Annotated in this window: 24 protein-coding genes; 21 read left to right on the top strand and 3 right to left on the bottom strand. The window is 73.0% G+C overall.

Annotated elements, in window-relative coordinates; translation table 11 throughout:
- Window positions 1-11: 11 nt before the first annotated feature.
- On the top strand, window positions 12-890 hold the full coding sequence (locus tag ABC795_RS06565; protein ID WP_347060125.1) for a LysM domain-containing protein: 879 nt from the start codon (window positions 12-14) through the stop codon (window positions 888-890).
- 98 nt (window positions 891-988) lie between these two features.
- On the opposite strand, the gene ABC795_RS06570 is transcribed toward ABC795_RS06565, so the two are convergent.
- A complete protein-coding gene (locus ABC795_RS06570; protein ID WP_347060126.1) occupies window positions 989-1696 on the bottom strand; it encodes a methyltransferase domain-containing protein in 708 nt (235 codons plus the stop codon).
- A gap of 27 nt (window positions 1697-1723) precedes the next feature.
- Entirely contained in the window at window positions 1724-3004 is a 1281-nt protein-coding gene (locus ABC795_RS06575) for an APC family permease (RefSeq protein ID WP_347060128.1), read from the bottom strand.
- A gap of 133 nt (window positions 3005-3137) precedes the next feature.
- Here ABC795_RS06575 and ABC795_RS06580 point away from each other — a divergent pair, with 133 nt between their 5' ends.
- From ABC795_RS06580 to ABC795_RS06665, 18 genes are all read left to right on the top strand, one after another.
- Window positions 3138-3812: an A24 family peptidase gene (locus ABC795_RS06580; protein WP_347060129.1), complete on the top strand. Its 675-nt coding sequence runs from the start codon at window positions 3138-3140 to the stop codon at window positions 3810-3812.
- 232 nt (window positions 3813-4044) lie between these two features.
- Entirely contained in the window at window positions 4045-4248 is a 204-nt protein-coding gene (locus tag ABC795_RS06585; RefSeq protein ID WP_347060131.1) for a Flp family type IVb pilin, read from the top strand.
- 102 nt (window positions 4249-4350) lie between these two features.
- The gene (locus ABC795_RS06590; protein WP_347060133.1) at window positions 4351-4746 is read left to right on the top strand and encodes a TadE/TadG family type IV pilus assembly protein; all 396 of its coding nucleotides are present in this window, start codon (window positions 4351-4353) and stop codon (window positions 4744-4746) included.
- The gene (locus ABC795_RS06595; protein ID WP_347060135.1) at window positions 4734-5690 is read left to right on the top strand and encodes a pilus assembly protein TadG-related protein; all 957 of its coding nucleotides are present in this window, start codon (window positions 4734-4736) and stop codon (window positions 5688-5690) included. Before ABC795_RS06590 ends, ABC795_RS06595 begins: the two co-directional genes overlap by 13 nt.
- Window positions 5691-5698: 8 nt before the next feature.
- Window positions 5699-6445 carry an RcpC/CpaB family pilus assembly protein gene (locus ABC795_RS06600; protein WP_347060136.1) on the top strand — a complete coding sequence of 249 codons (747 nt, stop codon included), beginning with the start codon at window positions 5699-5701 and terminating at the stop codon, window positions 6443-6445.
- A complete protein-coding gene (locus tag ABC795_RS06605; RefSeq protein ID WP_347060137.1) occupies window positions 6442-7632 on the top strand; it encodes an AAA family ATPase in 1191 nt (396 codons plus the stop codon). The genes ABC795_RS06600 and ABC795_RS06605 overlap by 4 nt, the downstream gene beginning before the upstream one ends.
- 233 nt (window positions 7633-7865) lie before the next feature.
- Complete coding sequence (locus ABC795_RS06610) at window positions 7866-9104, top strand: CpaF family protein (RefSeq protein ID WP_347060138.1); 1239 nt, start codon at window positions 7866-7868, stop codon at window positions 9102-9104.
- Window positions 9104-10045, top strand: coding sequence for a type II secretion system F family protein (locus tag ABC795_RS06615; protein ID WP_347060140.1), 942 nt, complete (start codon window positions 9104-9106; stop codon window positions 10043-10045). Before ABC795_RS06610 ends, ABC795_RS06615 begins: the two co-directional genes overlap by 1 nt.
- 10 nt (window positions 10046-10055) lie before the next feature.
- Window positions 10056-10964, top strand: coding sequence for a type II secretion system F family protein (locus tag ABC795_RS06620; protein WP_347060141.1), 909 nt, complete (start codon window positions 10056-10058; stop codon window positions 10962-10964).
- Window positions 10965-11312: 348 nt separating this feature from the next.
- Window positions 11313-11519 carry a Flp family type IVb pilin gene (locus tag ABC795_RS06625; protein WP_347060142.1) on the top strand — a complete coding sequence of 69 codons (207 nt, stop codon included), beginning with the start codon at window positions 11313-11315 and terminating at the stop codon, window positions 11517-11519.
- A 143-nt stretch (window positions 11520-11662) separates the two neighbouring features.
- Window positions 11663-11986, top strand: a complete 324-nt coding sequence (locus tag ABC795_RS06630; protein ID WP_347060143.1) for a TadE/TadG family type IV pilus assembly protein — start codon at window positions 11663-11665, stop codon at window positions 11984-11986.
- A complete protein-coding gene (locus tag ABC795_RS06635; RefSeq protein WP_347060144.1) occupies window positions 11974-12951 on the top strand; it encodes a Tad domain-containing protein in 978 nt (325 codons plus the stop codon). Before ABC795_RS06630 ends, ABC795_RS06635 begins: the two co-directional genes overlap by 13 nt.
- Window positions 12952-12982: 31 nt before the next feature.
- Entirely contained in the window at window positions 12983-13780 is a 798-nt protein-coding gene (locus ABC795_RS06640; RefSeq protein WP_347060145.1) for an RcpC/CpaB family pilus assembly protein, read from the top strand.
- Window positions 13777-14967, top strand: a complete 1191-nt coding sequence (locus ABC795_RS06645; RefSeq protein ID WP_347060146.1) for an AAA family ATPase — start codon at window positions 13777-13779, stop codon at window positions 14965-14967. Before ABC795_RS06640 ends, ABC795_RS06645 begins: the two co-directional genes overlap by 4 nt.
- 269 nt (window positions 14968-15236) lie before the next feature.
- A complete protein-coding gene (locus ABC795_RS06650) occupies window positions 15237-16469 on the top strand; it encodes a CpaF family protein (RefSeq protein WP_347060147.1) in 1233 nt (410 codons plus the stop codon).
- On the top strand, window positions 16466-17407 hold the full coding sequence (locus ABC795_RS06655) for a type II secretion system F family protein (RefSeq protein WP_347060148.1): 942 nt from the start codon (window positions 16466-16468) through the stop codon (window positions 17405-17407). Before ABC795_RS06650 ends, ABC795_RS06655 begins: the two co-directional genes overlap by 4 nt.
- A 10-nt stretch (window positions 17408-17417) precedes the next feature.
- Entirely contained in the window at window positions 17418-18296 is an 879-nt protein-coding gene (locus ABC795_RS06660; RefSeq protein WP_347060149.1) for a type II secretion system F family protein, read from the top strand.
- 26 nt (window positions 18297-18322) lie between these two features.
- Window positions 18323-19465 (top strand): OmpA family protein, encoded by a 1143-nt coding sequence (locus ABC795_RS06665; RefSeq protein ID WP_347060150.1) that lies wholly within the window; start codon window positions 18323-18325, stop codon window positions 19463-19465.
- A gap of 112 nt (window positions 19466-19577) precedes the next feature.
- On the opposite strand, the gene ABC795_RS06670 is transcribed toward ABC795_RS06665, so the two are convergent.
- Entirely contained in the window at window positions 19578-19922 is a 345-nt protein-coding gene (locus ABC795_RS06670) for a hypothetical protein (protein WP_347060151.1), read from the bottom strand.
- 168 nt (window positions 19923-20090) lie between these two features.
- On the opposite strand from ABC795_RS06670, the gene ABC795_RS06675 reads away from it, so the two are divergent.
- Entirely contained in the window at window positions 20091-21224 is a 1134-nt protein-coding gene (locus tag ABC795_RS06675) for a Vms1/Ankzf1 family peptidyl-tRNA hydrolase (RefSeq protein WP_347060152.1), read from the top strand.
- Between the two features lie 34 nt (window positions 21225-21258).
- Window positions 21259-21516 carry a DUF2795 domain-containing protein gene (locus ABC795_RS06680; protein ID WP_347060153.1) on the top strand — a complete coding sequence of 86 codons (258 nt, stop codon included), beginning with the start codon at window positions 21259-21261 and terminating at the stop codon, window positions 21514-21516.

Consider the following 21516-nt stretch of genomic DNA (forward strand, 5'->3'; position numbering starts at 1 on the left):
CTCACATCCCCATGCGCAATCGCTCCCAGGGGCGGCACCGTGCCGCCCGCACGTCGGCCGTGGCCGTCGTGGCACGCCCCGCGGCAGTGCTCGCGGCAGCATCGGCCCTCTCCTTCACCGGCCTGGCTTCCGCCGCGGCCCACACCGGTGAGCACACGGTGCAGCCCGGTGACACGCTGAGCTCCCTGGCGGCCGCCCACGGCACCTCGTGGCAGACCGTCTACGACGTCAACCGCGCCACCATCGGCGCGAACCCGAACGTCCTGCGCGTCGGGCAGGCGCTGTCCATCGGCGGCTCCGCACCGGTGGAGGCCGCGCCGAGCACGGCTGCGAGCTCGTACACCGTGCAGGCAGGCGACACGCTGGGCAGGATCGCCGCCCGCCACGGCATCACCTGGCAGCAGCTGCACGCCCTCAACCTGCAGGTGATCGGTCCGAACGCGAACGTCCTGCGGGTCGGTCAGCGTCTCGCCCTCAGCGGCGGGGGCGGCCCGGCCGCCGTCGTGAACGCGCCGGTGCCGCGGGCCAGCCGGGCGGAGCGGCCGGCTGCGGCTCCTGCCGCGTACGACGTGTGGGCCCCCCACGTGCGACCCGCCGTCCAGGAGGTCGCCGAGCGGTTCGGCATCCCGACGGTCCTCACCCGGCCCGGCCACAGCCCGACGCAGGACCGTGCCGCGGACTTCATGGTCTACGACGACCGGGCCGCCGGTGACGCGATCGCCCAGTACGTCATCGACAACGCCGCGCGGTTCGGCGTCGACTACGTGATCTGGCAGCAGCGGATCGCCGCCTCGTGGACCGGTTGGGCGTGGCAGGGCATGGCGGACCGGGGATCGCCCACCGCCAACCACATGGACCATCCGCACGTGGCCTTCCGGACCGCCGGCTGACCACCGGCGAGCGTCTCCTGCCGCCCTCGGCAGGAGACGCTCGCCGTGCCGGTGGCCGCCGGGTCGGGCGCGGGCGCCCGGCCCCGCATGCCGGTCCGTCAGACGGCGACGGCGGTGACGAACGTGCAGATGCCCTCGCCCGAGTCGGCCCGGTGCCGCAGGCCGATGGCCGCCAGCAGCGCCGTCTCCACGCGGTGGGCCAGGCGCCGGGGGCCCTCGTACCAGGTGCTGCCGCCGGTGGTCACGGTGACGTCGGTGAAGCCGGCCAGCCGGACGTGCTCGACGAGCATCCAGTCGGGGAGGATCGAGATGTGGCCTGGCTGGTGGTAGTGCTTCGGCCCGAAGATGAACGGCGCCCCCCGGAGGAACATCTTCAGCCGGGAGTGCGGATGGGTGACGTTCGGCGTGCTGACGAGCAGCCGGTCGCCGGGCCGGAGCAGCGACCGGATCGAGCGGAGCACCTTCCGCGGGTTCTCGACGTGCTCGAGCGTCTCGACGCACACCACCATGTCGAAGGGGCCGCGGGTCTCCTCCGTCCACACCGGGTCGTCGAGGTCCAGCCGGTGGATCCAGTCGTGCGGCGGGTCGAGGTCGGTGGGCACGACGTCGAACCCGGCCTCGCGCATCCGGCACGCCAGTGCTCCGCAGCCGGCACCGACCTCGAGGATCCGGCCGCCCTCGGGCAGTGCCTGTTGCACCAGTTCGACCGCATACTCGTGCACGCCCGGAGCGGCGTGGACGCCGTGCCCCTGGTAGGACCAGATGGCCGCGGTGCGGTGGCTGGAGGAGTGCTCGTCCACGGTCACGTCCGGAGTCTGACCTACCCGCGGCCGTTACGCGCGGTCGTGCGCCGCGGAGCCGGGCCCTGAGCTCCGCAGCCGGACCGCCCGGTACAGCACTCCGGCGGCCAGCGTGCCCGTTCCGGCCAGCACCGACGGCCACGGCAGGGTCGCCGCCAGCGCCAGGCACCCGACGACACCGGCCACCTGCACCGCCCGCGGCCAGCGCCGGTGGCCGGCCGCCTGGGTGAAGGCGGCGACGTTGGCGACGACGTAGTACAGCAGCACGCCGAACGACGAGAACCCGATCACCGCGCGCAGGTCGACGGTGAGCACCAGCGCGCACACCACCGCGCCCAGCGCCAGCTCCGCGCGGTGCGGCACGCGGTGGCGTGGGTGCACCGTGGCCAGCGCGCGCGGGAGGTCGCCGGTCCGCGCCATCGCCAGCGACGTCCGGCCCACCCCGGCGACCAGCCCGAGCAGAGCCCCGAGCGCGGCGGCGGAGGCCGCGATCCGGACGACCGGTGCGGCCCACGCCCAGCTCCCGGCGGCGACGGCGTCGGCGAGCGGGGTGGCCGTTCCGGCGATCCCGGCCGGCCCGAGGACGAGCAGCAGCGTTCCCGCGACGACGGCGTAGACGGCGACCGCGATGCCCAGCGCCAGCGGGATGGCGCGGGGGATGGTGCGGGCGGGGTCGCGGACCTCCTCGCCCATGGTGGCGATGCGGGCGTAGCCGGCGAAGGCGAAGAAGAGCAGCCCGGCCGACTGCAGAAGGCCGTACCAGCCGTCCGGTCCGGCGGTCCAGCCGGTGAGCCGGGCCGGGTCGGCGGTGCCGTGAGCGAGCGCGGCGAGGACCGCCACGGCGAGCCCGGCCAGCACGACGACGACCAGCACGCGGGTGAGCCCGGCGGTCCGGGTGACCCCGTGGTAGTTGACCGCCACGAGCGCCACGACGGCGGCGACCGCTCCGGGCCGCTCCCAGGCCTGCGGAACGGCGTACGCGGCGAAGGTCAGCGCCATGGCCGCGCAGCTGGCGGTCTTGCCCACCACGAACGCCCAGCCGGCCAGGAAGCCCCACCAGGGCCCGAGGCGCTCCCGCCCATAGAGGTAGCTGCCGCCCGACTCCGGGTACTGCGCGGCCAACTGCGCCGAGGAGGTCGCGTTGCAGTAGGCCACCGCGGCCGCCAGCGCGAGACCGATCAGCAGCCCGGCCCCGGCCGCCCGGGCAGCAGGCGCGAAGGCCGCGAAGACCCCGGCGCCCATCATCGAGCCCAGCCCGATGACGACGGCGTCCGTGGTGCCCAGCCGGCGGGCCAACTGCGGCCCGGTGTTCACCAGGGCCCGTGATCGAGGTGGCGCACGGGGCCACCCTAAGCGGTCGGTCGGTCCGGGGATCCGACGTCGCGCGCCGTTGCCCGGCGTGACGTCCGGGCCGTGTCATCGTGGCCGCCATGCGAGCTGTGCACCGGTGAGCGCCGTCGCCGTCGCCCTGGTGGCGGCCGTCGCCGGAATCCCGGTCGGCCACCTGGTGAACCGGGCCGCCGGCCGCTTCCCGTGGCCGGCGGAGGTCCGGGTGCGGGAACTGGTCGGCCCCGGACCCGTCGCGGTCCGGCCCCCGGTGCTCGAGCTCGTCGGCGCGGTCCTGTTCGGCCTGGTGGGCCTGCGCTTCGGCGCGGTGGCCGAGCTGCCGGCCTTCCTCTTCCTGGCCGGTGCCGGTCTGCTGCTCGCCGTCGTCGATCTGCAGCACCGGCTGCTGCCCAACCGCGTCGTCGTCCCCTCCGTCGTCGTCGGCGTCGCGCTCCTGGTCATCCCGGCGGCGGTGGAGGGGAACTCGCCCGCGTTGCTGCGCGCGGTCATGGGCTCGGGGGTGCTCTTCGCGGCCTTCCTGGTCCTCGCCCTGATCGCGCCGAGCGGTCTGGGCATGGGTGACGTCAAGCTCGCCGCGCTGCTCGGCCTCTACCTGGGCTGGCTGGGCTGGACCGCGGTCGTGCTCGGGGGAGCCCTGGGGTTCGTGGTGCAGGCCCTGGTGGTGCTGCCCCTGCTGGCCGTGCGACGGATCGGACTGCGCAGCGAGCTGCCGTTCGGCCCGGCGATGCTGGCCGGCGCCGCCCTCATCGTGCTGTGGAGCACAGTTACCGCCTGACGCTCAAGACCCCCCATCGGTCCGGCCGACGTCCTTCGGTGACGGACGGGCGAGAATTCCCGTCACTCTCGGTGGCCGTTCCGTGGGCCGCACCCTCGATGGGGGGAGGTCTGTCGTCCGATCCGGCGACAGCCGCTCAAGCCCCGGCCGGGAGGGACCGATGGGTGCCCTGTTGCCACGAAGCCGGGTCACCCGACCCGGACCCGCTGGCCTCGTCACCCAGGGAGTCCCCGTGATCAACCCCTACGTCACCTTCATGACCCTCGTCGCCGTCGCGCAGAACCGCCTGGAGCGCGAGGAGAAGGGCGCCACCGCCGTCGAGTACGGCCTCATGGTCGGCCTGATCGCCGCCGTGATCATCGCGACCGTCGTCACGCTGGGCGGTCAGCTGGACGCGCTGTTCGTGAAGATCACCTCCAAGCTCGGCGCCGCCTGATCGAACTCGGTTCCCTCCCTGCCCCCACGGCGCAGCGGCCGACAACCCGGCCGCTGCACCGTGGGGCAGGAGACCCCCCCGTAGGAGAGGCGGTGAGCACGGATGACCAGGCGACTGCGCGACGAACGAGGCGCCTCGGCGGTGGAGTTCGGGCTCATCGTGCCGCTGCTCATCGTGCTGGTCCTCGGCATCGCCGAGTTCGGGCACGCCTTCCAGGTCCAGGGCACCCTCTCCGCCGCCGCCCGCGAGGGCGCACGTTCCATGGCCCTGCAGAACGACCAGGCCCTGGCCCGGGCCGCCGTGCTGGACGCCACCTCGACCCTGAACCCCGCCATCGCCCCGCACCAGATCGCGATCACGCCGGCTTCCTGCCCGGTGACCGGTGGCAGCAGCACGAACGTCGAGCTGACCATCACCTACCCGATGCCCTTCCTCACCGGCTTCTTCGGTGCCGGCGTCAATCTGACCGGACGGGGGGTCATGCGGTGCAACGGCTGACCCTCCGCCGCCGGCTGCGGCGGCACGAGCACGGCGCCTCGGCCGTCCTGCTGGCCCTTCTGCTCGTGCCGATGCTGGGCTTCGCCGCGATCGCCGTGGACGTCGGCGCCCTCTACGCCGAGCGCGCCCGGCTCCAGGTGGCGGCCGACGCCGCAGCGCTGGCCGTGGCCTCCGACTGTGCCCGCGGCAACTGCGGGGACATGCTCGGCACCGCGCAGGGCATGGTGGTCGCCAACGTGGGGGAGGCGACGGCGGCGCAGCCGGTCCTCTCCAGCAACCCGACGAGCGTCACCGTCACCGGCAGCACCCCCAAGGAGCACTGGTTCGCGCCGGTGATCGGCCACGACGCCAGTTCGGTGTCGGCCACGGCCACGGTGGCCTGGGGCGCGCCCGAGCGGGGAACCGCGGTGCTCCCGCTGACCTTCTCGTGGTGCGAGTTCCTCCAGCAGACCGGCGGCGGTGAACCCTCCGGCGAGATCGTCCGGACCATCCACTTCACCAAGAGCTCCGACACGGTGGAGTGCACCGGGCCGTCGAACCTGATCGTCCCCGGGGGGTTCGCCTACCTCGACACGCCGCCGGAGGAGTGCGAGGCGGCCAGCGCCCGCAACGAGCGGTCGTACTCGTCGACCGGCAACACCCCGCCGTCGACGTGCACGCCGGCCTACCTGAACTCCTGGGTCGGGCACACCGTGCTGCTCCCGCTGTTCGACTCCTCTGGCGACACGGGCACCAACGCCTGGTACCACGTGTTCGCCTACGCCGCCTTCCACATCACCGGGTTCCACTTCGGCGGCCAGTTCACCACCGGCGACAAGCCCTGCACCGGCAACGCCCGGTGCGTGAGCGGCTACTTCACCGAGCTGGTCGACCTGAACGACGCCTTCTCCTACAGCCCGGACGCCCCGCAGCTCGGGGCCTCGATCCTCCGACTCATCCGATAGGGGCCACTGTGCGACGTCGTCTGATCGCCGCCTTCGCGGCGCTGCTGCTCACCGGAGTCGGCGCCGTGGTGCTGCTGGCCTATGTCCGGGGCGCCGACGCCCGAGCGCTCGCCGGAACGGAGACCGTCCGGGTCCTCGTCGTCCGGACGCCGGTGCCGGTCGGCACCCCCGCCGAAGAGCTCGAGACGATGGTCGCGAGCGAGCTGCTGCCGGCAAAGGCCGTCGCCGACGGCGCGGTCGAGGACCTCGGTGCCCTCGCCGGGCGGGTGACCACCGTCGATCTGCAGCCGGGTGAGCAGTTGCTGGCTGCTCGGTTCGCCGCGCCCACCGATCTGCGGGTCCCGGGCACCGTGCCCGTTCCGGAGGGCGCCGCCGAGGTCAGCGTGCTGCTCGAGCCGCAGCGCGCGGTGGGTGGCCGGCTGACCGCGGGCGACACCGTCGGCGTCTTCGTCTCCCTGACACAGGACGCCGGAACAACGCACGCGGTCCTGCACCGGGTCCTGGTCACCCAGGTGCAGGGCGCTCCGGCGCCCGTCGACCCGGCCGCGGAAGGCGTGGAGACCGCCTCGGCCGGCGGCGCGGCGCCCACGGGCAGCGTGATGGTCACGCTCGCGCTTCCCGCGGCCGAGGCCGAGGCGGTCGTCTTCGGCGCCGAGCACGGCGCCCTCTGGCTTGCCCTCGAACCCGAGGGGACCGACACCTCGGGAACCGAGGTCATCACCGGTACCACCATCTACGGAAAGGCGTTCGCATGAGCCGCGTCGTCCTTGCGGGGGCCGACGAGGACCTGCAGCAGCGTGTGTCCGCAGCCGTGGACGGCGACGTGTTCGCACTGCCCCCGGGGCGGCTGCCGGCCGACCCGGCCCGGCTGTTCGAGCTCCTCGCCGACGGGGAGCTGCCCGAGGTGCTGCTGCTGGGCCCCCTGGCGCCGGCGGAGGAGGTGCTGCACCTCGCCGGCCGGCTGGACGTGCAGTGCCCGGGCATCAGCGTCGTCCTCGTCGCCGACCCGGCGCCGGAGACGTGGCAGGCGGCCATGCGCGCCGGCATCCGTGATCTGCTGCCCCTGCACGCGGGGGCCCCTGAGATCCGGTCGGCGGTCGAGCGGGCCGGCGCCGCAGCCGCGGGTCGCCGCCGGGTGCTGCGACCGCTCGAGGAGACCGCCCGGTACACCGGCCGGGTCATCACCATCGCCTCGCCGAAGGGCGGGGTGGGCAAGACCACCGTGGCGACCAACCTCGCCATCGGTCTGACCTCCTCCGCGCCGCAGTCCACGGTGCTGGTCGACCTGGACGTGCAGTTCGGCGACGTGGCCAGCGCGCTGGCACTGCAGCCGGAGTACACGCTGCCCGACGTCGTCCACGGTCCGGCCAGCGAGGACACGATGGTGCTCAAGACCTTCCTGACCCAGCACCCGAGCGGGATGTACGCGGTCTGCGGATCGGAGTCGCCGGCGGCGGGTGACACCGTGACCGGCGAGGACGTCAGCCGGTTGCTGGCCGCTCTGGCCAGGGAGTTCCGGTACGTGGTGGTGGACACCGCGCCCGGCCTGTCGGAGCAGACACTGGCCGCGCTCGACCGGGCCACCGACGTGGTGATGCTCAGCAGCATGGACGTCCCGGGAGTGCGGGGGCTGCGCAAGGAGCTCGACGTGCTGCGTGAGCTGTGCATGATCCCGGCCGGCCGGCACGTGGTGATGAACTTCGCCGACCCGAAGGGAGGCCTGTCCGTCCGGGACGTCGAGACGGCGATCGGCACCGGCATCGACGTCGTCCTGCCCCGGTCGGCCACGGTGCCCGTCTCCACGAACACCGGCGTGCCCGTGCTGGAAACCGGGGGCCGCGACCCGATGGTGAAGGAGCTGCGCCGGCTGGTGTCCCGGTTCGCCGCCACCCCGATCGTGCGGCCGAGCCGCTACCGGGCCAAGCACCGGGCGGCGTCGTGAACCTTCTGAATCGGCTGGAGGCCGCCCGCGGCCGCACCACCCCGGAGCCGTCCCGCCCCGTCGACGACGCGTCTCCGCTCCCTGCCGAACCGGCGACGCCGGTGCTCACCCCCCGGCCGGTCACGCCGGTTCCGCGTCCGGCTGCCGCCGTGCCCGCGGCGCCTCCGGTGGATGCGTTGTCGCGGTTGAAGGATCGGGTGGCGAAGGCGTTGTTCGAGCGGATGGGTGCTCGGATGAGTGATCCGTCGCTGGCTGAGGACCAGTTGCGCACGCTGGTGTTGCGGGAGCTGGACGAGGTGGTCGAGGCGGAGAAGATTCCGCTGTCGGCCGAGGAGCGGTCGCGGTTGACCTCGGAGCTGGCCGATGACGTGCTGGGGTTCGGGCCGTTGCAGCGGTTGCTGGACGACCCGTCGGTGACCGAGATCATGTGCAACGGGCCGGATGCGATCTATGTGGAGCAGTCCGGTCGGCTGGTGCGCACGCCGGCGCGGTTCGCCGGTGAGGAGCATCTGCGGCGGGTGATCGACCGGATCGTGTCCCGGGTGGGCCGGCGGATCGACGAGTCGTCGCCGTTGGTGGACGCGCGGCTGGCCGACGGGTCCCGGGTGAACGCGATCATCCCGCCGCTGGCGTTCAGTGGGTCGACGTTGACGATCCGCAAGTTCGCCAAGGACCCGTTCGGGGTGGACGACCTGATCGGGTTTGGCACGCTCTCGCCGGAGATGGCCGAGCTGCTGCAGGCGTGTGTGGATGCGCGGCTGAACATCATCGTCTCCGGTGGTACCGGCACGGGGAAGACGACGCTGCTCAACGTGCTGTCCTCCTTCATCCCGGAGGGGGAGCGGATCGTCACCATCGAGGACGCGGTGGAGCTGCAGCTGCAGCAGGAGCACGTGGTGCGGCTGGAGTCCCGCCCGCCGAACATCGAGGGCAAGGGTGCGATCACCATCCGCGACCTGGTCCGCAACAGCCTGCGTATGCGCCCCGATCGGATCGTGGTGGGGGAGTGCCGTGGTGGTGAGTCGCTGGACATGCTGCAGGCGATGAACACCGGCCACGACGGGTCGCTGTCCACGGTGCACGCCAACTCCCCCCGCGATGCGATCGCCCGGCTGGAGACCCTGGTGCTGATGGCCGGCATGGATCTGCCGCTGCGGGCGATCCGGGAGCAGATCGCCTCCGCCGTCGACGTGGTGGTGCAGCTCACCCGGCTGCGGGACGGCACCCGGCGGGTCACCCACGTCACCGAGGTCCAGGGCATGGAAGGGGAGACCGTCACCCTGCAGGACGCGTTCCTGTTCGACTACTCCGCCGGGGTCGACCCCGCCACCGGCCGCTTCCTGGGCAGCCCCGTGCCCACCGGCGTCCGTCCCCGCTTCACCGACCGCTTCACCGACATGGGCATCACGCTCTCCCCCCGCGTCTTCGGGGCGGCGGAGCCGGTGCCCGCCGGCCGACGGAGCTGGGGCTGATGTCGCCGGCCCTGCTGCTCGCCGGGCTGGCCGCGGTCGCCGGCGGCGTCTTCCTCGTCGCCGTCGCCGTGCTGCCGGCGGGGCCGCCGCGCATCCCGTTGACCCGGGTGGACCCGACGGCCGCACCGCCTCCCTCGGCGCTGTCCGGCGTGGGGGCGGCCGCTGGCTCTGCGGTCGGAAAGGTGCTCCAGCGGCGCGGCTGGGCGGCCGGCGGGGCAGTGGCGCTCGAGCGGGCCGGCGTCGCCATGGCGCTGCCGGACTTCGTCCTGGCGGTCGGGCTGGTGGCCACCGTGGCCACGGTGCTGGCAGCCCTGGTCGGCGGCCCGGTGCTGGGGCTGCTGGTGCCGCTCGCAGTCTTCCTGGGCGCGCGGATGCTGCTGCGCGTGCGGGCCGGCCGGCGCCAGGCCGCGTTCGCCGACCAGCTGGACGACTCGCTGCAGCTGATGGCGAGCAGCCTGCGGGCCGGTCACAGCATCCTGCGGGCGATGGACTCCGTCGCCACCGAGGCCGCGTGCCCGACGTCGGAGGAGTTCGCCCGGATCATCAACGAGACCCGGGTCGGCCGGGACCTCACCGACGCCCTCGACGAGGTCGCCGACCGGATGGGCAGCGAGGACTTCACCTGGGTCGCCCAGGCCATCGCCATCCAGCGCGAGGTCGGCGGCAACCTCGCCGAGGTCCTCGACGCCGTCGGCCACACCATCCGCGAACGCAACGCCATCCGCCGCCAGGTCAAGGCGCTCTCCGCCGAGGGCAAGCTCTCGGCCATGGTGCTGATGGCCTTGCCCTTCGGCATCATCGCCTTCATCTCGGCCACGAACCCGAGCTATCTCTCGGCGTTCACCGAGAGCCTGGTCGGCTACGCGATGCTGGGCGTCGCGGGCGTGATGATGCTGGTCGGCGGCCTGTGGCTCAAGAAGACCGTGGCGATCCGGTTCTGATGGGGACCCCGTGCTGACCGCTTCCATGCCCGGCCCCGTCCTAGCCGCCGTCGCCGCGGTCGCCCTCGGGTTGCCGATCCTGGGCTGGGCTTGCATTCCTCGCACCCGGACTGTGGCGGACCAGGCGCAGGCGAACCTGGCCCGCGGCCTCGACCTCCCCGGCGCTGCCGGCGCCCGCAGCCGCCGGGCCGGGTCCGGGCCGGCCGGACGCCTCGTCGGTTACCTGACCCCGCGGGGGACGGTCGACCGGCTCAACCGGCTCGCCGGCACCGCCGGACGGCCGGCCGCCTGGCCGGTGGCCAAGCTCGTCGCGGCCAAGCTGGTCCTGGCGATGGTCGCGGGTGCCCTGAGCCTGCTGGTCTTCAGCGCGGGGGCGAGCCTCCTCACCGGGCTGATGGCTGGAACGGTCACCCTGGTTGCGTACTTCGTGCCGGAGCTGCTGCTCTACAGCCGCGGCCAGGAGCGGCAGCAGGCGATCGGCCTGGAGCTGGCCGACACCCTCGACCAGATGACCATCGCGGTGGAGGCCGGGCTCGGCTTCGAGTCGGCCATGGCGCGGGCCGCCAAGAACGGCAAGGGCGCGCTGGCCGAGGAGCTGACCCGCACCCTGCAGGACATCGCCGTCGGCCAGCCGCGCCGGGACGCCTACCTGGCCATGGCCGAGCGCACCGGGGTGCAGGATCTGCGCCGGTTCATCCGCGCGGTCGTCCAGGCCGACGCCTACGGCGTCTCCATCGCCGACGTGCTGCGCACCCAGGCAGCCGAGATGCGGCTGAAGCGCCGGCAGCGGGCCGAGGAGAAGGCGATGCAGATCCCGGTCAAGGTGATCTTCCCGCTCATCCTCTGCATCCTGCCGACGCTGTTCATCGTGTTGCTCGGCCCTGCTGTCATGGACATCGTCGCGGCGTTCAGCGACTGATCCACCTTTCTGCCCCGACGCGATCGGCGGCCTCGCGCTTCCCACGATGCTGGGCGCGCGAGGCCGCCGATGTCGTGTTCCAGGGCGCTCGCTCGCGGGCATCGTGCGTTGCTGGCTCGCTCGCCCGGAAGTCATGGCCGTGCGCCTACGGGGCGGTGCTGAAACCCGCATCAGTCGCCATTCTTGTCACCCACGGTGATTCAACCTGCCTCTAAAGGGGCGGAATCCTGTCACCCACACGGCGGAACCCCCTGTTGCCGTGACGCTGCGTGACCCAGTGTCTTCCTCAGCCGCGACGGCGGGCCACGAGGTCCGACCCGGTTCGGCGACACGGGGGGAGAACCCACCATGCTCAACGTCTACGCCGCCATCGCCACCCTGACCTCCTTCGTCGAGGGCCGCCTCAACCGCGACGAGAAGGGCGCCACCGCCGTCGAGTACGGCCTGATGGTCGGCCTGATCGCCGCGGTGATCATCACCACCGTCACCACGCTGGGTGGCCAGCTGGACGGCCTCTTCCAGGAGATCACCACTGCGCTCACGCCCGCCGGCTGACCTAAACCAACGCGTCACCGTCCGCGGGCGGCGGCGTGGCGGCCACCAGGCCGCCGCACCGCCGCCCGCGGTGCATCGGTCACGCGCAACGCCAACGGGGGGAAGTCATGGGGGAACTGCGTTCGGAGCGTGGTGCGGCGGCGGTGGAGTTGGCGCTGCTGCTGCCGGTGCTGCTCGTTCTCGTGCTCGGCATCGTCGAGTTCGGCCGGGCCTTCCAGGTACAGGCCACCCTGGCCGCCGCCGCCCGTGAGGGCGCGCGTGCGTTTGCCCTTGACAGAGACGCCGACGTCAACGCCGCCGTCATAGAGGCCAGTGCGTCCTTGGATACGACCTTGATCGATACGTACCCGGAAGTCGAAGCGGACAACTGCATCGTCAAGGTCGACTACCCGATGTCCTTTCTCACCGACTTCTTCGGCGCGACGATCGACCTCTCTGCCACCGGAGTCATGCGATGCAACGGCTGACCCGCCGCCGGCGGCTGCGCGACGAGCGCGGCGCGTCCGCGGTCCTGATCGCCCTGCTCATGATTCCGCTGCTCGGCTTCGGCGCGCTCGCCGTGGACATCGCGGCCGTCTACTCCGAGAAGCAGCAGCTGCAGAACGGCGCCGATGCCGCCGCGCTGGCCATCGCGCACGACTGCGCATCAGCGCTGCCCGCCTGCGGCGCCGCCCAGGCGACCGCCGATGAGCTGACGGGAGCCAACTACGACGAGGCCGGCTCGGCGCACGGTGTCCCGACGGTCACCTTCGGCACCAACGAGGTGACCGTGACCAACCCCGGCACCCAGGGCCACTGGCTGGCACCCGTCCTGGGCCACGACTCGACCGACGTCTCCGCCAGCGCCACCGTCCGCTGGGGAGCCGCCGGTGGCGGGACGGCGGTCCTGCCGCTGGCCTTCTCCTGGTGCGCCTTCGAGCAGCAGACCGGGGGCGGGGAGCCCACCGGCGAGACGCCGACGGTCATCGACTTCACCAAGGCCGACGAGACCGAGGGCTGCACCGGCCCGTCCAACCTCGAGGTGCCCGGCGGCTTCGCCTGGCTGGACTCGGATTCCGGCGAGTGCGGCGCGACCACCACGGTCGACGGCGTGGCGTACTCGGACACCGGCAACAGCGTCCCCGCCGAATGCGAGCCGGAGTACTTCGAGAGCCTCCTGGGTGAGACCGTCCTGCTGCCCATCTTCGGTGAGGCGGGCGACACCGGGTCGAATGCCTGGTACCGCATCTACGCGTACGCCGCGTTCACCATCACCGGCTACAACTTCGCCGGCCAGTACAAGAGCGACCCTCCCGCGGACTGCGGTGGTACGGGGTCCAGCGGCCGGTGCATCGAAGGCGTCTTCACGCAGTTCGTCGACGCCACGGACGACTTCACCTACGACCCGACCGCGCCCGATCTCGGCGGGTGGGTCGTCCAACTGGTCGCCTGACCGGCGACCGCTCCACTCAAGGGGGAAATGAGTGAACCGCCGCATCCTTGCCGCTGTGCTCGCGCTCGGCCTGGCGATCGTGGGCACCGTCGTGCTGGTCTCCTACGTCCGCGGGGCCGACGCCCGGGCCCTCGAAGGGGTCCAGACGACCCCGGTCCTCGTGGTCACCGCACCGGTGCCGGAAGGCACGCCGGCTGCCGAACTGGCCGGATCGGTACGCCTGGAGCAGATCCCCGCCAAGGTGGCGGCCACCGGCAGCGTCAGCGACCTCGCCGACCTCGGCGACCGGGTCAGCACCGTGGCCCTGCAGCCGGGCGAGCAGCTGCTGGCCAGCCGCTTCGCGGCGGAGGAGAGCCTGCAGCCGCCGGACCGCGCCGAGGTGCCACCCGGCTTCTCCGAGGTCAGCCTGCTGCTCGAGCCGCAGCGGGTGATCGGTGGCCGGCTGGCCGCGGGTGACGAGATCGGCGTCTACATCTCCATGGACCTGGAGGACGCCAACGAGAAGAAGACGGGCACGACGCACTCCGTCCTGCACGGTGTCCTGGTCACCCAGGTTCAGGGTGCGCCGGCCCCGGCCCAAGCGGCCGAGGGCTCGACCAAGACGGTCGCCGCCGGCGCCGCCGCCCCCTCGAACAGCCTGATGGTCACCGTCGCTCTGCCCGCCCGGGACGCCGAGAAGGTGGTCTTCGGCATGGAGCACGCCAGCGTCTGGCTCGCCCTCGAGCCCGAGGGCGCGGACAACGCCGGCACCGGGATCGTCACGCAGAACAACATCTACGGTGACGCGCTCGCCGGCCTCACCGCCGCCAACGGGGGGTCTGGAGAATGAGCCGCGTCGTCCTCGCCGGAGGCACTCCGGACCTGATCGAGCGGCTGCGCGCCGCCCAGCCCGAGCTCGCGGTGCTGCCGCCCGGTCGGGTGCCCACCGAACCGGTCCGGCTGTTCGAGCTGCTCCCGGCCGGCGACCTGCCTCCCGTGGTCGTGCTCGGCCCGGCCGCGCCGGTGGCGGACGTGCTGGCGCTGGCCGGTGCGCTGGACGTTGCCTGGCCGGGGATCAGCGTCGTCCTCGTCGGAGAGCCCACCCCCGAGCTCTGGCCGGCGGTCATGCGTGCCGGCATCCGGGAGGTGGTCCCGCCGGACGCTGACGTGACCGTGCTCCGCGAGGTGGTCGGACGGGCGGCGCAGGTGGCCCTCGGCCGCCGGCAGGCGTTGCACCCCGTCGCCGGCCAGCCGTCCGCGCCCGGGCGGGTCATTGCGGTGGTCTCCCCGAAGGGCGGGGTGGGCAAGACGACTGTGTCCACGAACCTGGCCGTCGGGTTGGCCGCCGTGGCCCCGCAGTCGACCGTCATCGTCGACCTCGATGTCCAGTTCGGCGACGTGGCCAGCGCGCTGGCACTGCAGCCGGAGTACACGCTGCCCGACGCCGTGCACGGCCGGGCCGGCGAGGACTCGATGGTGCTGAAGACGTTCCTGACCCAGCACCCGAGCGGCCTGTACGCCGTGTGCGGATCGGACTCCCCGGCGGCGGGGGACACGGTGACCGCGGACGACGTCAGCCGGCTGCTCGCCGCCCTGGCCCACCAGTTCCGGTACGTGGTGGTCGACACCGCGCCCGGCCTGTCGGAGCAGACGCTCGCCGCCCTCGACGTCGCGTCCGACGCCGTCCTCCTCAGCAGCCTCGACGTGCCCGGTGTGCGGGGGCTGCGGAAGGAGATGGACGTCCTCGGCGAGCTGAACCTGCTGCCGACCGGCCGGCACGTGGTGATGAACCTCGCCGACCCGAAGCAGGGCCTCGACATGGCCGACGTCGAATTGGCGCTCGGCACCGGCGTGGACGTCGTCCTGCCCCGGTCGGCCGCGGTCCCCGCATCGACCAACGCGGGGGAGCCCCTGCTGCTGCGCGACCTGAAGCGCGACCCGGCCACCAGGGAGCTGCGCCGCCTGCTCGAGCGCTTCGGCGTCGCGCCCGCTCCGAAGTCCAGCGCCTTCTGGACCCGCCAGAAGGCGGCCTCCTGATGCGCCTCGGTGAGCGGCTGGAGGCCACCCGCGGACGCGGGGCTGCCCGGCCGGCACCCGGCCCGCAGGTGCCCACGACACCGGACGGCCCGGCCGCCCTTCCCCTGCCGGAGCCGCGCGGGCAGGCGACCGACCTCGGCCCGGCTGTCCCGTCAGTGACGGAACGGCCGGTGCCCCGTCCGACCGCTCCGGTGGTGCCTCCGGTGGATGCGTTGTCGCGGTTGAAGGATCGGGTGGCGAAGGCGTTGTTCGAGCGGATGGGTGCTCGGATGAGTGATCCGTCGCTGGCTGAGGACCAGTTGCGCACGCTGGTGTTGCGGGAGCTGGACGAGGTGGTCGAGGCGGAGAAGATTCCGCTGTCGGCCGAGGAGCGGTCGCGGTTGACCTCGGAGCTGGCCGATGACGTGCTGGGGTTCGGGCCGTTGCAGCGGTTGCTGGACGACCCGTCGGTGACCGAGATCATGTGCAACGGGCCGGATGCGATCTATGTGGAGCAGTCCGGTCGGCTGGTGCGCACGCCGGCGCGGTTCGCCGGTGAGGAGCATCTGCGGCGGGTGATCGACCGGATCGTGTCCCGGGTGGGCCGGCGGATCGACGAGTCGTCGCCGTTGGTGGACGCGCGGCTGGCCGACGGGTCCCGGGTGAACGCGATCATCCCGCCGCTGGCGTTCAGTGGGTCGACGTTGACGATCCGCAAGTTCGCCAAGGACCCGTTCGGGGTGGACGACCTGATCGGGTTTGGCACGCTCTCGCCGGAGATGGCCGAGCTGCTGCAGGCGTGTGTGGATGCGCGGCTGAACATCATCGTCTCCGGTGGTACCGGCACGGGGAAGACGACGCTGCTCAACGTGCTGTCCTCCTTCATCCCGGAGGGGGAGCGGATCGTCACCATCGAGGACGCGGTGGAGCTGCAGCTGCAGCAGGAGCACGTGGTGCGGCTGGAGTCCCGCCCGCCGAACATCGAGGGCAAGGGTGCGATCACCATCCGCGACCTGGTCCGCAACAGCCTGCGTATGCGCCCCGATCGGATCGTGGTGGGGGAGTGCCGTGGTGGTGAGTCGCTGGACATGCTGCAGGCGATGAACACCGGCCACGACGGGTCGCTGTCCACGGTGCACGCCAACTCCCCCCGCGATGCGATCGCCCGGCTGGAGACCCTGGTGCTGATGGCCGGCATGGATCTGCCGCTGCGGGCGATCCGGGAGCAGATCGCCTCCGCCGTCGACGTGGTGGTGCAGCTCACCCGGCTGCGGGACGGCACCCGGCGGGTCACCCACGTCACCGAGGTCCAGGGCATGGAAGGGGAGACCGTCACCCTGCAGGACGCGTTCCTGTTCGACTACTCCGCCGGGGTCGACCCCGCCACCGGCCGCTTCCTGGGCAGCCCCGTGCCCACCGGCGTCCGTCCCCGCTTCACCGACCGCTTCGAGGAGCTGGGCATCGCCGTGTCGCCCCGGCTGTTCGGCGTCCCGGCGGGCTCGATCTCCGGGGGCTGGCGATGACCGGCACCGCGGCGCTCGCACTGGGCGTCCTGGCGGCCACCGCGGCGCTGGTCCTCGGCGTCCTCGCGATCGTCCCGGCGAAGGAGCGGGTGGCGCTCAGCCGGCTCGACCCGACCATCGGGCCACCGCCGAGCGCCCTGACCGGCCTCACCCAGCGGGCGCAGGGCGGGATCGAGACAGTGCTCGCGCGGCGCGACGGCGGTTCGGGCCTGGCCCGGGACCTGCAGGCCGCCGGCCTGCGGATGCGGCCCGCGGACTTCGTGCTGCTCTCCCTCTCCGGCGTGGTCGTCGCCGGCGCGCTGGGTCTGCTCCTCGGCGGGCCCGTGGTCGGCGTCCTCCTCGCCGCGCTCGCGCCGCTCGTCGCGAAGGTCCTGCTGAGCGTGCTCGCGAGCCGGCGCCGGGCCGCGTTCGCCGACCAGCTCGACGACTCCCTGCAGCTCATGGCCAGCAGTCTGCGCGCCGGCCACAGCATCCTGCGCGCCGTCGACTCCGTGGCCCAGGAGGGAGCGGCCCCGACGTCGGAGGAGTTCGCCCGGATCATTAACGAGACCCGGGTGGGCCGTGATCTGGGTGCGGCGATCGACGAGGTCGCCGACCGGATGGGCAGCGAGGACTTCGCCTGGGTCGCCCAGGCCATCGCCATCCAGCGCGAGGTCGGCGGGAATCTGGCCGAGGTGCTCGACCGTGTCGGGCACACCATCCGGGAACGAAACGCCATCCGTCGCCAGGTCAAGGCACTCTCCGCCGAAGGCAAGCTCTCCGCCTACGTCCTCATGGCTCTGCCCATCGGCGTCGGGCTCTTCCTGTTCCTGACCAGGCCCGAGTACATGGGCGTCTTCACCGAGAGCCTGATCGGCTACGCCATGCTCGCCGCCGTTGCCGTGCTGCTGACGGCGGGCGGGCTCTGGCTGCGCACGACCGTCCGCATCACCTTCTGAGGAGGCCGGCATGATGATCGTCTCCGGAGCCGCCTTCCTGGTGGTGTCCGCCCTTCTGCTGCTCGGCTGGTCGGTCCTCGCCCGGCCCGACGCCGCGGCGGCCAGCACCCGCGCGAACCTGGTGCGGGGCTTCCAGCTGGCGCCCGCCGGCGCGCCGGCCGGCCGTCGCCGGAGCTCGCCACTGGTCCAGCTGCTCACCCCGCGGGGCACCGCCGCGCGGCTGCAGCGGCTGATCGCCGGTGCGGGGTACCCGGCGGAGTGGCCGCTGCCCCGGCTGGTGGCCGCGAAGCTCGTGCTGGCCGCCGTGGCCGGCGGTGTGGGGTTCCTGCTCCTGGCCGACGGACTCAGCTTCTTCCGCGTGCTGTTGCTCGTCGCCATGGTCGGGATCTCCTACTTCGTTCCCGAACTTCTCCTCTACAGCCGGGGCCAGGAGCGCCAGCAGGCGATCCAGCTGCAGCTGGCCGACACCCTCGACCAGATGACGATCGCGGTCGAGGCCGGGCTGGGCTTCGAGTCGGCCATGGCCCGTGCCGGCAAGAACGGCAAGGGAGCGCTGGCCGAGGAGCTCACCCGCACGCTGCAGGACATCGCCGTCGGCCAGCCACGCCGCGACGCCTACCTGGCGCTGGCCGAGCGCACCAACGTGCAGGACCTGCGCCGGTTCGTCAGCGCCATCGTCCAGGCCGACCAGTACGGCGTCTCCATCGCCGACGTGCTGCGCACCCAGGCCGGGGAGATGCGGCTCAAGCGCCGGCAGCGGGCCGAGGAGAAGGCCATGCAGATCCCGGTCAAGGTCATCTTCCCGCTGATCCTCTTCATCCTGCCGACGCTGTTCATCATCGTGCTGGGCCCGGCCGTCATCGACATCATCGCCGCGTTCAGCGACTGATCCGGTCCGCTGAAACGAGGAGAACCATGTTCCAGTCGTCCCTCCGGCGGCGCCTGTGCACCGTGGCCGGCTCCCTGGCCCTGGTGACGTCCGTGATCGCCTGCTCCGCCCCTGTGGTCAGCGACGCCAGCGGCGGGCTCGCGATGGTGGTCGGCGCGCACAGCAACATGCCGCCGACAGCGGTCGGCGGCGTCGCCGAACAGGTGCTCACCAACGCCGTCCGCACCCGGTCCGCCGTCTCGGTCGTGGTCGCCGACGGCGCCCCGTTCGTCCTGGACGCCGAGCAGTCGGGAACCGCCGGAGTGGCGAACCGCGAGGCGCTGGACGAGGCACTCACCTCCGCGGCGGCCCGGACGCCGGAGACCGACCTGCTCACCGCGCTCGGCCTCGGCGCCGCCGAGATCGCCTCCGCGGACGGGCGGCGCACCGTCCTGGTCGTCGACTCCGGCCTGTCCACCACCGGCGCGCTGGACTTCCGGCGGGAGGGCCTGCTCGACGCCGACCCCGCGGACGTCGTCGGCAGCCTCCAAGCGGCGGGCGCCCTGCCGGACCTCAGTGGCGTCCACGTCGTCTTCCAGGGGCTCGGCGACACCGCCGCCCCACAACCGTCGCTGGGTGAGCCAGTGCGCCGCCAGCTGGCCGACCTCTGGACCGCGGTCGCTCTGGCGGCAGGGGCACTGGACGTGAGCGTCGAGCGCACCCCGCTCGTCGGGGAACCCGTCGCCGGCCTCCCCCCGGTCAGCCTCATCGGCCTTGGTGGCGGGGTCACCTGCACGCAGAGCACCGTCGTGCTCGACGGCGGTGCGGTGGCCTTCCAGGCCGACACCTCGGCATTCCAGGACGCCGCGGCCGCGGCCGCAGAGCTCCAGCCGATCGCCGACCGGATGCGGGCCGCCGGCGTCACCGCGACGCTCGTCGGGACGACCGCGGACGTCGGCGACGCCGAGGGCCAGCGGCGGCTCAGCGAGCAGCGTGCCCGAGCCGTCGCCGATCTTCTGGGCGGCCTGGGGGTGCCGGCCGAGCGCCTGACCGTCGTCGGGCTCGGCAGCGACTTCCCCGGCTACGTCCAGGACCGCGACGCCAGCGGCACGCTGGACCCGGCGGCCGCCGCGCAGAACCGGAAGGTGACCATCGAGCTCGTCGGAGCGGGGTCCGCCGTCTGCGCGTGACCGGGCGGCCGCTGCCGTCAGCCCATCCGGACACGACGAGATCGGCGATCTGGCCCGCTTCGAGGTCCTGAAGGGGGGCGAGATCGCCGATCTCGACGGCGTGAAGGCGCGGTCAGCCGGTGGAGCGGGGCTGCGCCGGGTTGGTCGGGTCACCCTGCGACGGCGGGTTCATCTTCGGGCCGGTCGTGGCCTCCGACACCTTCGATCCGGTGGAGGCGTGGACCGGGTCGTCCGCCGCGGGTGCGGCCGGGTCGCCGCCCGAGGGCTGGGCGCCCTCGCGCAACGAGGTCAGCCGGTTCTCCATGATCGTCACGACCTGCACCCGGTCGGCGTGGGCGCGCTCGTACTCGAGCAGCGTCTCGAGGCCCTGCGCGTCCAGGGTCCGGATGCGCGAGGCCAGCCCCTCCACCGGCAGGTGGTCGTAGTCGGGCAGTGGCAGTTGGTCGTGCTCCGTCATCCCTCGTCCTCTCTGCGGTTCCGTGTTCCGGGAGCGCCTACCCCGTCGCCGGCGATCGACACCGGGTGTGAGGTCCCGGTCGGTGGGTAGGCGGCGGGCTGCGGAGTTGCGGCCGTCTGTCGCCCCGCACCTGAGCCCCCCGATCGACCGAGGAGTTGTCCCACCGACATGGACGTGTCCTTCCTGGAGCCGGTGTTCGCCGCCGCTGGGCCCTACGCCACCGTGTGCGCCGACGTCACGCACACCAACGAGAACGCCGACACCGAACTGGACCTGCGGGTCCGTGCGCTCACCGAGCAGCTCAGCGAGCAGGGCGCGCCGGAGGCCGTCGTCGAGGCCGTGCGCGCCCGGCTGACCGAGGGCAACGAGGGCGGTGAGGCCGGCACCCTGAAGGGGCGGGCGGTGGTCGCCGCCGCCGACGGCACGGTCGTGCTGGACGAGGCGCTGGCCGACGCTCCGGCCCGCGAGACCGCCGAGTGGTCGCCGCACCCGGACCTGATCCCGGTGCTCAAGCAGCTGGCCGGCCGCATCCCGCACGTGGTCGTCGTCACCGACCGGATCGGCGCCGACGTCACCACGGCGGGACTTCCGGGCCGGCCGGACCAGGAGAAGGAGATCGAGGGCGACGGGTTCCACGCGCGCAAGGTCAAGGTCGGCGGCTGGGCGCACAACACCTACATGCACACCGCCGAGAACCAGTGGGAGGAGAACGCCGGGCTGGTCGCCGACGAGCTGAACTCCCTCGCCCGGCGGCTGCCGCTCCGCTTCATCCTGCTGGCCGGCGACGTGCGGGCCCGGCAGATCCTCAGCGACAAGGCGCACGCCGCCTGGTCGGACCTCGTCGTGTCGATGGACGAGGGCGGCCGCTCCGCCGGCGCCGACCGCGAGCCGATCGAGCGGCGCACCGCCGAGCTGATCGCCGAGCACGAGGCACGCGACATCGCCGACGCCGTCGAGAAGGTGCAGAGCGCCGGCGCCCACGGGCTCGCCCTCACCGGCACCGCCGCCGTGGTCGAGGCCCTGCGCAAGGGGCAGGTCGAGACGCTCGTCCTGACCGACGCCTGGGACGACGACGCCACCCTGCTGGTGGGCAACGGCCCGCTGGAGCTCGGCGTGAAGCAGCAGGACATGGACGCCCTCGGCGTGCACGGGGAGGTCGTCCCCGCCGGTTCCGCGCTCCTGGCCGCCGCAGTGGCCAGCGCCGCCGGTGTCGTCGTCGTCCCGGAGGCCGCCCTTCCCGGCGACGAGCCGGTGGCCGCGATCCTCCGCTACACCGACGACTCGACGCCGTCGGCCCAGTGACCCGGACCCGTACCGCCCTACTCGAGGAGATCCCGTGACCGACCCGCACCAGCCCGCCACCAGCCCCGGCACCGGCCAGGGCGACATCGAGCGCCGCGCCGCGCTCGCCGAGTCCCTCGGCAAGGAGGTCTGGCCGGCCGACCGCGACGCGCTGATCGCCAAGGCGCAGGAAGGGCCCGCCCCCGACCGGGTGCTCTCCGATCTGCGGCGCCTGCCCGCCGGGCAGCAGTTCGAGAACGTCCAGGAGGTCGCCCAGGCGCTGGGCCTGGGCACCGAGCAGCAGCGGTTCTGA

The sequence above is a fragment of the Blastococcus sp. HT6-30 genome, from assembly GCF_039729015.1.
In the GTDB taxonomy this organism is placed as follows: domain Bacteria; phylum Actinomycetota; class Actinomycetes; order Mycobacteriales; family Geodermatophilaceae; genus Blastococcus.

Bases quoted from the DNA above. Each gene is read 5' to 3' on its own strand.
- ABC795_RS06675 (WP_347060152.1), top strand. From the start codon at position 20,091: ATGGACGTGTCCTTCCTGGAGCCGGTGTTCGCCGCCGCTGGGCCCTAC.
- ABC795_RS06610 (WP_347060138.1), top strand. From the start codon at position 7,866: ATGAGTGATCCGTCGCTGGCTGAGGACCAGTTGCGCACGCTGGTGTTG.
- ABC795_RS06645 (WP_347060146.1), top strand. From the start codon at position 13,777: ATGAGCCGCGTCGTCCTCGCCGGAGGCACTCCGGACCTGATCGAGCGG.
- ABC795_RS06590 (WP_347060133.1), top strand. From the start codon at position 4,351: ATGACCAGGCGACTGCGCGACGAACGAGGCGCCTCGGCGGTGGAGTTC.
- ABC795_RS06635 (WP_347060144.1), top strand. From the start codon at position 11,974: ATGCAACGGCTGACCCGCCGCCGGCGGCTGCGCGACGAGCGCGGCGCG.
- ABC795_RS06665 (WP_347060150.1), top strand. From the start codon at position 18,323: ATGTTCCAGTCGTCCCTCCGGCGGCGCCTGTGCACCGTGGCCGGCTCC.
- ABC795_RS06670 (WP_347060151.1), bottom strand. From the start codon at position 19,922: ATGACGGAGCACGACCAACTGCCACTGCCCGACTACGACCACCTGCCG.
- ABC795_RS06615 (WP_347060140.1), top strand. From the start codon at position 9,104: ATGTCGCCGGCCCTGCTGCTCGCCGGGCTGGCCGCGGTCGCCGGCGGC.
- ABC795_RS06605 (WP_347060137.1), top strand. From the start codon at position 6,442: ATGAGCCGCGTCGTCCTTGCGGGGGCCGACGAGGACCTGCAGCAGCGT.
- ABC795_RS06655 (WP_347060148.1), top strand. From the start codon at position 16,466: ATGACCGGCACCGCGGCGCTCGCACTGGGCGTCCTGGCGGCCACCGCG.
- ABC795_RS06625 (WP_347060142.1), top strand. From the start codon at position 11,313: ATGCTCAACGTCTACGCCGCCATCGCCACCCTGACCTCCTTCGTCGAG.
- ABC795_RS06650 (WP_347060147.1), top strand. From the start codon at position 15,237: ATGAGTGATCCGTCGCTGGCTGAGGACCAGTTGCGCACGCTGGTGTTG.
- ABC795_RS06565 (WP_347060125.1), top strand. From the start codon at position 12: ATGCGCAATCGCTCCCAGGGGCGGCACCGTGCCGCCCGCACGTCGGCC.
- ABC795_RS06660 (WP_347060149.1), top strand. From the start codon at position 17,418: ATGATGATCGTCTCCGGAGCCGCCTTCCTGGTGGTGTCCGCCCTTCTG.